The sequence below is a fragment of the Ornithinibacillus halophilus genome, from assembly GCF_900129485.1.
Lineage (GTDB): Bacteria > Bacillota > Bacilli > Bacillales > Amphibacillaceae > Ornithinibacillus > Ornithinibacillus halophilus.
In genome coordinates this window covers 22,326-33,656 of record NZ_FQVW01000035.1, presented here as the reverse complement: position 1 = coordinate 33,656, position 11,331 = coordinate 22,326, and the positions used below count along the sequence as shown (strand labels likewise).

Genomic DNA, 11,331 nt, shown 5'->3' with positions numbered 1-11,331 from the left:
TGAAATCCTCTGATAAAGGAATGAGAATTCATCAGATAGCAGAAATACACGGTTTTATGAAGAATAACGGAATGAGGATTCATCGGGGAATGTAGGTGGTCCGTGATTCTTTTATAAGCCCAAATCTTCTATATTCTATAACGAAATCTCCCGATAGAGGAACGAGAATTCATCAGACAGCCAAAATTCTTGGTTTTACACTGAATAAAGGAACGAGGATTCATTCTCAATCCCCACTTATGCTATCCTATAAGTATCAACTTGAACGATGGGATGTGTAAACATGAAGGTATTTAGTAAAGAAGATTGTGGCAATGCACCTAAAAAGCAATTGTTGAAAGATTTTCATATCGCTCTAACATCAAATGATATCGATTTTATTCTAGACAACATTACGGATAATATTGTTTGGGAGTGGGTCGGGGATAAAGAACTAAATGGAAAAGACGCCATTCATGAACAGATAAACCAGTGGAGCAATAAAAAGATAAATGAGCTACATCTTCACCATATTATTACCCATGGGAAAACAGCTGCTGCTAACGGAACAATAGTGTTTGACAATGATGAGGTTGTTCATTTCAGCAATGTTTTCGAATTCAATAATGCTGGTAAAAATGCAAAATTAAAGGAATGGACTTCCTATATTATATGCTAAAATAGCATTAGCACCGTGTAGGGGGAAAAAGCAATGACTGTATTTAAAAAGAACTACCATATTGATCTAAGTGATGTGGATTTCACCAAGAGACTAAAGTTGAGTTCGCTTTTTAGTCATTTTCAGGATGTTGCGAGTCTTGCTGCAGCTGACCTTGGATTTGGAATTGATTTACTTGAAGAGAAATACGATTTAGCATGGATACTGATGAAAATTCGCGTCGATATTTTACGTAATCCTGAACTGGACGAGGAAGTAATCATTGAAACATGGCCGCAAGAACCTAAAAAAATAGAATTTGAACGTGATTATATTGTCCGTGATATAGAAGGAAACCCCATAGTACGTGCAGTTTCCACCTGGGTCATCATGGATTTAAAGGAAAGAAAATTAAGAAGAAGTAACACGGTACCAATTCAATATCAAGCGGTGAATCCAGAACGTGCATTGGATGTGAAGTTGGGAAAAATTAAAGGGTTTGATAACCTTGAAGAAGCCTATCAAAAAGTTATTGGTTATAGTGATGTTGATTTTAATGGACACTTAAACAATTCACGATATGTAGATTACATTATGGATTGTTTTGATATTGAAGAACATAAAAATTATGAAGTGAAATCAATTGAAGTTCATTTTAGTAAGGAAGCTTTGCCAGGCGAAACCTTATCACTTCAAAAAGATATTTCACAGTCAGAAACTGGACAAGTTTATATAGAAGGACAAAATGAAGATGGAAAGACCGTATTCAAAGCAAAAGTAGAGATAGCCAAACGAATTTAATTGAGGCGAGGTGTTTTGATGATTTTTGAATTTGAAGTAAAGATGGTGGATGTTGGTGTACCAGTTTGGCGTAAAATCCAAGTGGATAGCGAGCATACCTTCAATGAATTACATGAAATTCTTCAAGTAGCTTTTGAATGGGAAAACTCTCATTTATATAAATTTTTTGTAAAGAGAACACATGGAGAACAGCCAGATACTCCTGTATCCATCGAACCAAAAGTGGAAGTTCAATTTTTTGACGAAAGTTTTATTGATACCTATGATGATCGTGAAGAAATACTTTCTGACTGGTTTCAATTGACGAAAGATAGGGCTGTATACATGTATGATTTTGGAGATGATTGGCATCACGAAATTACTCTCTTAAGAATATTGAAGCCAGAAAAAGATGTTCAATACCCTCGTTGTATTGATGCGCTTAACTTGGCACCTGAAGAGGATAGTAGGTTTGAAGTTATTTCAGGTACAGCTAAACTTGAATTTGCAAATAAGAAAACATTAGTGAAGGAAATTAATGAAGAATTTAAAAATGATTTACCTAACTTATTTACTACAGTAAAACAGAATGCTCTAACTAAAACATTTGAAGATATCCTCGTAAAGGCAAAAGAATTTCATAAATTAAAGCCTTGGGAAAAGCTATCAGAAGATGAATTTTTTGTGGTTGAGGATCCTAAAACGGGTGTGCCAATCCTTTGTTCCGTAATGGGATCAATGGGGGATGTTTATGATACATATGGAATAAAGATGTATGTGGGTGCTACCGGTATTCAAACAGCATTAGATACTATGAATGAAACAGGGGACGAATCGGATTTATATTTTAATGAGAGAAGTATAGTCTTAAGTTTTGAGAATCGAGATGACCTGGAAAAACAAGAATATCAATTAATTAAATCAAATGATATCTCTTTCCGAGGGAAAAAGGCATGGCCTGCTTTTACTAGTTATAAACCTGGTTATTGGCCGTGGAGTTTAGACGAAGAAGAAATTCGCTTAGCCTATTTCGCCCTTGATCAAGCGATAGAAGTATATAAAAACGTTGAAAATGTCTTCAATCCTCAAGAGGGTAAAGTGTTGGCTCGTATCCCTCAAAAAACAGATGAACAATATTTGTTTGAGAGTGAATGGGTTCAGTTGGCTGACCTAGTGAAAGAAGATGAGGGTGAAGAAATCCCACTTGCAGTTTCTGAGTTAGAGGTGAAACGATTAACAAAGCAGTTGAAACGGATTCCTATTACCGTTGAGTTTGGATTTGATTTTATTGACTATCCATTCGAGGATCAACCAAATCTCAGACCTATATTTCCGCTAATCGTTTTAGCAGTGGAATCAAAGAACAAGCAAGTCGAATATCAGAACTTAGTACGAGATCACGAATTGGATACTTTGCAAAATCAATTTTTGAATATGTTAGAGGAATTAGAAGGGATTCCAGAAAAGATGTTCATGGACGCAAAGACTGCTAGGATCATGTCACCACTTATTAAGAAATTCAATATTAATGTACAAACAGAGGGATACCAACCTACGATTAAGAAAATTATTGAAGAGATTTTGGGTGATAATTAAGAGTAGGCTGCTGGAGTTATCCCAAAATACCAGAAAAAACAAGACCAACAATCGTTAGTCTTGTTTTTTCTTATAGATTCAGCAGGCTGGCCTAAGATTACTTCGGGGACTTTTGCTTGAACTTCGGTAATTTCTGTAAAAACTTCGGCGACAATTCTTAAATCTTCGGGAACTCTCCCCTGTCTCCTGCAAAAAGTGTCTGTATTTATATACGAATAAACCTCAAAAATGGAGGTAAAGTAACAGTATAAATCAATCTTTCTTCATAATTCGGACATTGAAAAACATATCGTATTAGATGGAATACAGGAACGCTGATACGAAACAATAATCAAAAAATGCCTTTATATTGTAATGACAAATCCTTATTTGTTCAAACGTTTGCATCAATATAGATATTAAAACACTATATTTCTAAAAAATCTCTCATGTGTTAGATAATTAAAGTTTTCAATGAAAACGTTACCTATGTTGATATAACAATAGAATATTATTATTGACATTTTAAAAAATCGAGCTATAATAAAATTACAGAGCTTGCGCAAACGTTTTCACAAATATTACAGCGCTAGCGCTGACATATAAAAAACCTATGGGAGGGTTAAAACATGAAAAAATGGTTAGGAGCTTTGTTTGCTCTAGTATTAGTAATTGGAGTTTTAGCAGCTTGCGGTCCGGATGATGAACCAGAAGAAAATGCAAATAACTCAGATGAAGGTACTACAGAAAGTACAGATAAACCTGAAAAACTTATAGTTTGGGAAGACCAAGATAAAGGGGCTGCTTTAGAAGATGCAGCAGCTAAATTTGAAGAAGAACATGGTATTAAAATTGAGTATCAAGAATACAACATTACAGAAATGCAAGAAAACATGGCGTTAGATGGAAATACAGAAAATGCACCTGACGTAGTAACTATGTCACATGATGGTGTTGGTCCTTCAGTAGTTAAAGGATATATTGCACCAATTGAGGTGAGTGATGAAGTATTAAGCCAGTATACATCATCTTCAGTAGAAGCTTTTGAATATGAAGGCAAGTTGTATGGTTTACCAAAAGCAACTGAAACACCTGTATTTATCTACAATAAAGAACTATTACCAGAAGTTCCAGAAACAATGGAAGAGCTATATGAATTAACGAAAGAAGCAACAAATGGTGACGAATATGGATTCTTAGCGATTTGGGATGACTTCTATCATGCACACGGTATTTTCCACGGATTTGGTTCTTATGTATTTGGTGGAGATAACGATGATCCATCAGATATTGGTTTAAACAATGATCAAGCAGTTGAAGCATTAGAGTATATTCATAAATGGTACGATGAAGGATTATTCCCAAGTGGTATTATTGGCGAAACTTCAAACGACCAAATGAATGGGTTATTTAAACAAGGAAAAGCAATAGCAGTACAAAACGGTCCATGGGCATTTAAAGACTACCAAGATGCAGGTATTGACATTGGAATTGCACCAATGCCTAAATTAGAAAATGGACAACCTGTAGGTACATTTATGGGAGTAAAAGGTTGGTTCGTTACAAACTTCAAAGAAAATCAAGAATGGGCACAAAAATTTGTAGAATTTGTAGCAAATGAAGAAAATTCAAAAACTAGATTTGATCTAACAGGTGAAATTCCTCCACTAGTATCATTACTAGAGGATGAAGAGTGGGTAAGCCAAAATGAAGGTGCAGCTGCTGTTATGGAACAATCTAGAGATGCAGTTGCAATGCCATCTATTCCTGAAATGGCAGAAGTTTGGGATCCGTTAAAAACAGCGGTTCAAACAGTTGCTACTGGAAAAGCAGAGCCAAAAGAGGCTTTAGATGAAGCAGTTGAACTAATTAAACAAAACATCGAAATGAATCACGGTGGAGCTAACTAATAAAAGTATGGGCGGTATCTTGTTAGTCAGGATACTGCCTTCCCTTTTACTAAAAGAATTTAAAGTATTAATGAAATAGCCACAGACATAGTTCCGCAAATAACTTTATATAATATCTCTTCAGAACAGATGAATTTCAAGTTATCAGTAATAATTAATTAATTTTCTAAGTATCAAGTCTATTTTGTTATAAAAGAGAGGAGTCTCTTTCAGTGGATAATGTATATCAATCAAACCACCGAAAAATTGCAACCGTGCTTTCCATAATTCCAGGTGTAGGACAAATTTATAATAAGCAATATTTGAAAGGATTTATCTTTTTAGTATTTGCAGCATCTTTTCTTATTGCTTTTTGGGACTTTATTGACCTAGGGATGTGGGGAATTGTTACGCTTGGAGAACAACTCCCAAGGGATAATTCAATTTTTCTTTTGGTATATGGAATAATATCAATATTTTTAATTGCAATTGCTGCTATTTTTATGTTCATTAATTTACGTGATGCATATAAAAATGGCCAAAAGCGAGATATGGGACTTCAGTTAAATACAATTCGAGGTCAATATCAAAACTTAATTGACAGTGGGTTTCCATATTTAATGTTAAGTCCTGGGTTTTTCCTACTATTATTTGTTGTGATTTTACCAATCATCTTTGTATTATTACTAGCATTTACAAATTATGATTTATATCATAATTGGCCAGCACAATTAACAGATTGGGTTGGTTTGGAAAACTTTAAGAAATTATTTACGATGGAAGTTTGGCGTGACACATTTTTTAGCGTTTTTGCTTGGACAATTATTTGGACATTAGTAGCAACTTCACTACAAATTGCGCTTGGAGTTTTCTTAGCAATCTTAGTAAATCAGAAGGAACTAAAAGGTAAAGCAATTATTCGTACATTGCTTATCTTACCTTGGGCAGTACCTGCTTTTGTTACTATTTTAATATTCTCTGGTATGTTTAATGAATCCTTCGGTGCGATTAATACAACAATTTTAGCAGCATTTGGAATTGATCCAATTCCATGGATGACTGACGCGATGTGGACAAGAATTGCTCTAATTATGATTCAAACTTGGCTTGGCTTTCCATTTATCTTTGTTATGGTTACCGGGGTTTTACAAGCGATACCTAATGAACTGTATGAAGCAGCAACTGTTGATGGTGCAAGCGCATTGCAGAAATTTAGACAGATTACATTCCCACTTGTGATGTTCTCAATTGCACCAATATTAATTACGCAGTACACGTTTAATTTTAATAACTTTAACGTTATTTTCTTATTCAACAGTGGAGGACCATCAATACCAGGCCAAAATGCTGGTGGAACAGATATTTTAATTTCATGGATTTACAACTTAACGATGACTACTCAACAATATGGTATGGCTTCCGTAATTACGATGATCATGTCAGCAGTTGTTATAACAATCGCAATTTGGCAATTTAGAAGAACAAAATCATTCCAAGAAGAGGATATGATGTAATATGAGTACAAAACAATCAAAAATATTCCGTTTAACAGCAACTTATTTCATTATCGCTATAATGGCGGTTGTGATTATTTATCCACTAGTTTGGGTTTTTGGTGCATCCTTAACACCTGGAACAAGTATTTCTAGTTTCAGTATTATTCCAGATAACCCTACATGGAATCACTATAAAGAATTATTTAATCCAGAAGAGAGTCTTTACCTTACTTGGTATTGGAATACGATTAAAGTAAGTGTGCTTTCCATGCTTGCTTCTGTGATTACGATTAGTTTAATGGCCTACTCATTTTCACGATATAAATTTGTAGGTAGAAAAAATGGTCTAGTAACATTTTTAATTCTGCAAATGATTCCAAACTTTGCTGCTCTTATCGCTATTTTCGTATTAGCTAATGTGACAGGATTAATTAATACTCATTTAGGATTAATTCTTATCTACATCGGTGGAGCAATTCCGATGAACACATGGCTGATGAAAGGGTATTTAGATACGATTCCTAAAGAACTAGATGAAAGTGCACGAATGGATGGAGCAGGTCATTTTCGTATTTTCTGGCAAATTATTATGCCATTAGCTAAACCGATGATTGCCGTTGTTGCAGTATTTTCCTTTATTACACCATTTACAGATTTTATCTTGGCGAAAGTTCTACTCAGACAGCCTGAACAATATACGCTAGCTGTAGGGTTATATGAACTAGTGTCACGCCAGTATGGTAGTGAATTTACTTTATTCGCTGCTGGAAGTATTATGATTGCTGTTCCTATAGCAATATTATTCCTTTCTTTACAAAAGTACTTTGTATCTGGATTAACTGCTGGTGGTATTAAAGGATAATAATAGGTAAATCGAAAGACTATTTTCTACAGGAGGCATTATTATGCTTGAAGATACTAGCTTTGCTATCCATCCAGGAATGGAACATGAATCGAAAGCAATTGTTTATCGCGATGTTGGTAACTTGATTGCAGAAGATTTAACAGATAATTATCAATTTACTTGTGAAAATGGAAACATAGTAATTCAATTTTATACTGATTCCATTGTTAGAATTACAATGAATCAACATAATGAGCCAAAATTAAAGCATTCAAAAACAGTAATGGTTGATAAAAAAGATATTAATGTAGATGTTAGTAATAAGGAAAATCAAATTATCCTCACTACTAAACAACTACAACTTATCATTCAAAAATTTCCTTTCCGAGTTGATATCTTTGATAATCATGGGAATGAAATTTTAGCAGAAACTGACCGTGGAATGGCCTTTCGTGAAAATGGAGAAATTATTGCTTTTAAAAAGATGCATGAGACTGATCATTTCTACGGATTCGGCGAAAAAACAGGACATCTTGATAAACGTGGAGAAAAAATGGAGATGTGGAATTCCGATGTTTATGCACCACATAATCCTGAAACAGATCCATTATATGAATCAATTCCATACTTTATGACATTGCGTAATGGAAAGGCACATGGGGTATTCTTTGATAATACGTATCGTTCTAAATTTGATATGAAATCTAATCCGGATTACTATACTTTTTCTGCAGAAGGTGGCCAATTAGATTATTATGTCATGGCAGGGCCTGAACCAAAAGATGTATTGGAACAGTACACATACTTAACTGGACGTATCCCACTTCCATCCAAGTGGTCATTAGGGTACCATCAATCTCGTTACAGCTATGAAACAGAAGCAGAAGTTCGTGAATTAGCACAAAACTTTATTGATAAAGAAATTCCAATTGATGTAATTCATTTAGATATTCACTATATGAATGGATACCGTGTTTTCACATTTGATAAAGAACATTTTCCAAATCCAGAGCAATTAATTAAGGATTTACGTGAAATGGGTATCCGTATCGTACCAATTGTTGACCCAGGTGTAAAAAAAGACTCTGAATATGCAATATATCAAGAAGGAGTAAATCAAGATTTATTCTGTAAATATATTGAAGGGCAAACTTATTTTGGTGAAGTTTGGCCTGGAATCAGCGCATTTCCTGATTTCACAGACGAAAAAGCTCGTAATTGGTGGGGAAAAAAACATGCATTCTATACAAACATGGGGATAGAAGGTATATGGAATGATATGAATGAGCCATCTGTTTTCAATGAAACGAAGACAATGGATGTAGAGGTCATGCATCGAAATGATGGAGAACCAACAACCCATCGTGAGCTTCATAATGTCTATGGTTTATTAATGGGGAAGGCAACGTATGAAGGAATGAAGAAACAACTTAATGGAAAGCGTCCATTTTTATTAACACGAGCTGGGTTTGCTGGCGTTCAGCGTTATGCAACTGTTTGGACAGGAGATAATCGTAGCTTTTGGGAACATTTGCAGATGTCATTGCCAATGGTAATGAACTTAGGCATATCAGGTGTTGCCTTTACTGGACCGGATGTAGGTGGTTTTGCCCATGATACAAATGCAGAGTTATTGACTCGCTGGACCCAAGTTGGAGCATTTACACCATTTTTCCGCAACCATTGTGCAATTGGATTCCGTTATCAGGAACCATGGCAATTCGGTGAAAAATATGAATCCATTATGAAAAAGTATATTCAAATGCGTTATGAATGGATGCCACAACTATATTCCTTGTTCTATGAAGCGAGTGAAAGAGGACTTCCAGTAATGAGACCATTATTTATGGAGTTTCCTGAAGATGAGAAAACCTATAATTTAAATGATCAATTTATGCTTGGTGATAATGTTATCTTAGCACCTATATTACAACCATCCGTAACTGATCGCGCTGTCTATTTACCAAAGGGAAACTGGGTAGAGCTTGTCACTGGAAAAGTGTATGAAGGTGAGAATACTCATTTAATCCATGCAGAATTAGAAGATTTACCAATCTTTGTTAAACAAGGATCAGCCATAATAAAAGGTGAATGGATTTCTAATAAAGAAAAAACTCCTAAGCATGTAAGCATGGATATTTATGCAGGTTATTCAGGTGAAAACTATCAATTCACATACTACGATGATGATGGAGAAACATTCGATTATGAAAATGGAAGCTATTTAAAATTAGATATTGAGGTTATTTCTAATAAAGATAAATTGGTTGTAAATGTTATCAACAAAAAAGGTGATTTTAAACCACGTTATCAAGAAATAGATATTAACGTTATTGGGCTTAGTGATGGGCAAGAAGTAGTTGTGAATGGTCAAAATCATACATCCATTTCAATTTAATAAATGCAAGGAGAGTTATTTATGAAAAAAACATGGTGGAAGGAAGCTGTCGCATACCAAGTTTATCCACGTAGTTTCATGGATTCCAATGGGGATGGCATCGGAGATATTAAAGGTGTTATCTCGAAATTAGATTATATAAAAAATCTTGGGATTGACGTCATTTGGATGAGCCCAATATATCAATCTCCAAACGATGATAATGGCTATGACATTAGCGACTATAAAGATATTATGGACGAGTTTGGTTCAATGGAAGATTTTGATGTATTACTTAAAGAAGTGCACAATCGTGGCATGAAATTAATTATGGATCTAGTTATTAACCATACATCAGATGAACATCCATGGTTCATTGAAGCACGCTCATCAAAAGATAATCCATATAGAGATTACTACGTTTGGCATCCAGGGAAAGACGGAAAAGAACCGAATAACTGGGAATCCATTTTTGGTGGATCAGCATGGCAATTTGATGAACAAACGAAGGAATATTACCTTCATGTTTTCTCTAAAAAGCAACCAGACCTTAACTGGGAAAATCCAACCGTTCGTAACGAGTTATATGAAATGGTGAACTGGTGGTTAGACAAAGGAATTGATGGCTTCCGTGTAGATGCTATTTCCCATATTAAAAAAGTTAAAGGATTCCCTGATATGCCGAATCCAGAAAATAAAAAATATGTCCCATCTTATGAAGGGCATATGAATCGCGAAGGAATTCAGGAGTTTTTAGTGGAATTAAAAGACAAAACCTTTGCCAACTATGACATAATGACAGTCGGTGAAGCAAATGGCGTAAGCATCGAACAAGCGGATGAATGGGTTGGAGAAGAAAACGGGAAATTCAATATGATTTTCCAATTCGAGCATTTAGGTCTTTGGGGTAAGGATACCGATAACGGATTAGATTTACCTGCCTTTAAAGATACGATGACAAAATGGCAAAAAGGCCTTGAAAATGTAGGTTGGAATGCATTGTTCTTAGAAAACCATGACCAACCACGCTCTGTCTCCACCTGGGGAAATGATAAAGAGTACCGTGAAAAATCGGCTAAAAGCTTGGCAACATTATATTTCCTAATGCAAGGTACTCCTTTTATTTATCAAGGACAAGAAATTGGCATGACGAATGTTCAATTCCCTTCTATAGAAGATTACGATGATGTTGGTATGCGAAATTATTATTATGAGGAGCTAGAAAATGGCACACCTGTTGAAAAAATTATGGAAGTGATTTGGAAAACAGGCCGAGATAATTCTAGAACGCCAATGCAATGGAATACAGAAAAAAATGCTGGTTTCTCAGATGGAAATCCGTGGATGAAAGTTAACCCGAATTACACAGAAATTAATGTGGAAAAGGAACTGAACAATCCAGACTCCATCTATCATTACTATAAAAAAATGATTCAACTGCGTAAAGAACATGATGTGCTAGTGTATGGCAATTATGATTTAATCTTAGAAGACCATGAACAAGTTTACGCATATACAAGAACATTAGAAGACGAAAAAGTAGTAATCATTACGAATCTATATCCAGAAGCGGCAGATTTTACATTACCTGCTGAACTAGAAAATAGTGAAAAAGAATTACTACTATCCAATTATGAAAACTGTAATGAAAACACCTTACAGCCGTATGAGGCTAGAGTTTATAAATTAGTTAAATAAACTAGGTAATAATGGTATAATGATTAGGTTAAAAA

General features: G+C 34.8%; 8 protein-coding genes. All 8 read left to right on the top strand.

Annotation, left to right across the window (positions count from 1 at the left end; genetic code table 11):
* Positions 1-283 precede the first annotated feature (283 nt).
* A complete protein-coding gene (locus BUB12_RS12785; RefSeq protein WP_072891315.1) occupies positions 284-658 on the top strand; it encodes a nuclear transport factor 2 family protein in 375 nt (124 codons plus the stop codon).
* A 33-nt stretch (positions 659-691) separates the two neighbouring features.
* On the top strand, positions 692-1,438 hold the full coding sequence (locus BUB12_RS12780) for an acyl-[acyl-carrier-protein] thioesterase (RefSeq protein WP_072891314.1): 747 nt from the start codon (positions 692-694) through the stop codon (positions 1,436-1,438).
* Between the two features lie 18 nt (positions 1,439-1,456).
* Positions 1,457-3,013 carry a plasmid pRiA4b ORF-3 family protein gene (locus BUB12_RS12775; protein WP_072891313.1) on the top strand — a complete coding sequence of 519 codons (1,557 nt, stop codon included), beginning with the start codon at positions 1,457-1,459 and terminating at the stop codon, positions 3,011-3,013.
* 608 nt (positions 3,014-3,621) lie between these two features.
* Positions 3,622-4,902 (top strand): sugar ABC transporter substrate-binding protein, encoded by a 1,281-nt coding sequence (locus BUB12_RS12770; protein WP_072891312.1) that lies wholly within the window; start codon positions 3,622-3,624, stop codon positions 4,900-4,902.
* 212 nt (positions 4,903-5,114) lie between these two features.
* Complete coding sequence (locus tag BUB12_RS12765; protein WP_072891311.1) at positions 5,115-6,395, top strand: sugar ABC transporter permease; 1,281 nt, start codon at positions 5,115-5,117, stop codon at positions 6,393-6,395.
* A 1-nt stretch (position 6,396) separates the two neighbouring features.
* A complete protein-coding gene (locus BUB12_RS12760; RefSeq protein WP_072891310.1) occupies positions 6,397-7,239 on the top strand; it encodes a sugar ABC transporter permease in 843 nt (280 codons plus the stop codon).
* A gap of 43 nt (positions 7,240-7,282) precedes the next feature.
* Entirely contained in the window at positions 7,283-9,619 is a 2,337-nt protein-coding gene (locus tag BUB12_RS12755) for a glycoside hydrolase family 31 protein (protein ID WP_072891309.1), read from the top strand.
* Between the two features lie 21 nt (positions 9,620-9,640).
* Positions 9,641-11,296: a glycoside hydrolase family 13 protein gene (locus tag BUB12_RS12750; protein WP_072891308.1), complete on the top strand. Its 1,656-nt coding sequence runs from the start codon at positions 9,641-9,643 to the stop codon at positions 11,294-11,296.
* Positions 11,297-11,331: the final 35 nt, after the last annotated feature.

What these genes read in the sequence shown, in the direction of transcription:
- BUB12_RS12785 (WP_072891315.1), top strand. Translation starts at nt 284, where the DNA reads ATGAAGGTATTTAGTAAAGAAGATTGTGGCAATGCACCTAAAAAGCAA.
- BUB12_RS12780 (WP_072891314.1), top strand. Translation starts at nt 692, where the DNA reads ATGACTGTATTTAAAAAGAACTACCATATTGATCTAAGTGATGTGGAT.
- BUB12_RS12775 (WP_072891313.1), top strand. Translation starts at nt 1,457, where the DNA reads ATGATTTTTGAATTTGAAGTAAAGATGGTGGATGTTGGTGTACCAGTT.
- BUB12_RS12770 (WP_072891312.1), top strand. Translation starts at nt 3,622, where the DNA reads ATGAAAAAATGGTTAGGAGCTTTGTTTGCTCTAGTATTAGTAATTGGA.
- BUB12_RS12760 (WP_072891310.1), top strand. Translation starts at nt 6,397, where the DNA reads ATGAGTACAAAACAATCAAAAATATTCCGTTTAACAGCAACTTATTTC.
- BUB12_RS12755 (WP_072891309.1), top strand. Translation starts at nt 7,283, where the DNA reads ATGCTTGAAGATACTAGCTTTGCTATCCATCCAGGAATGGAACATGAA.
- BUB12_RS12750 (WP_072891308.1), top strand. Translation starts at nt 9,641, where the DNA reads ATGAAAAAAACATGGTGGAAGGAAGCTGTCGCATACCAAGTTTATCCA.